Source organism: Polaribacter sp. BAL334 (assembly GCF_015767435.1).
Classification (GTDB): domain Bacteria; phylum Bacteroidota; class Bacteroidia; order Flavobacteriales; family Flavobacteriaceae; genus Polaribacter.
This window is the reverse complement of the sequence record NZ_JADWOV010000322.1, coordinates 1-1114: the sequence shown is the minus strand read 5'-3', so window position 1 is coordinate 1114 and position 1114 is coordinate 1. Positions and strand designations below refer to the sequence as shown.

The 1114-nt window shown below is 39.1% G+C and carries 1 protein-coding gene; it reads right to left on the bottom strand.

The window, feature by feature from the left end; all coding sequences use genetic code 11:
• On the bottom strand, window positions 1-1114 hold a 1114-nt coding region (locus IU405_RS14565), incomplete at both ends, for a class I SAM-dependent DNA methyltransferase (RefSeq protein WP_197439351.1).

Below are 1114 nucleotides of genomic sequence, written 5' to 3'. Positions count from 1 at the left end.
TTCTTAATCTGCTCGGCTTTTAATTCCACTTTCTTTTTCTGCTCTCCCTTCACAGGGTTTTCAGTCCACTGCCGTAAATCCATAAAGAGAATTTCTTTTTGTCTGTTACGTAATTTACGTCCGTGCCAATTACCGCCTTTTTTGTTCTCGTTCAATATCCAAAGCGTTACCGATATATCGGTAGTATAGAACAGTTCACGGGGCACAACGATAATAGCTTCAACCTTATCATTTTCGATAAGTTTTTGACGTATCGCAACTGCATCTGTATCACCTAATGCTCCATTAGCGAGCAGGAAACCTGCAACTCCTTTACCAGCCTTTAACTTCGATAGCATATGCAATATCCAAGCATAGTTGGCATTGCCTTGTGGTGGCACTGAATAGTCTGCCCAGCGACTGTCTTTACTCATTGAGATATCATACCATTTTTTTAAATTAAAAGGGGGATTTGCCATAATGAAATCAAAGGTCAGCCCTTTATGCAAGTCATTAGAAAATGTATCAGCATTTTGTTCGCCAAGGTGATGTGAGATACCACGCATTGCTAAATTCATTTTGGCAAGCCGATATGTTGCAGGGTCTCTCTCTTGCCCATAAACATTCACCATTTTTATATCACCTTGTTTTGCCTCGACATACTTTGCACACTGAATAAACATACCGCCCGAACCACAGCAAGGGTCATACAGCGTTCCATCATAAGGCTCAATAAAAGCTGCAATCAATTCAACTATATCATGTGGCGTATAAAATTCCCCTTCTTCCTTTGTTGCATTTACTGCAAAAGACTTTAGGAAATACTCATACACACGTCCAATCAAATCTTTCTCCTCGCCAAAGGTTTTATGTGAAATTTTATTAACCTCGTCAACAACTTTCTTAATGACGTTAGCTTCAAGGTTAATTTGAGTAAACAATCCGATACGAATACAGCCTTTCAAAGCATCTCCACTATTCTCCAATTCCTGAATAGCATCATCAAGCGTGGCATTTAATTTTGAAGAAGGCTGTTCTATAATCATCGACCAACGCGCTTTTTCAGGCACAAAGGCTATTCCTTTGTAACGACTTGGGCTATACAGAAATTGTTGAATTGTATCTTCATTTGTTA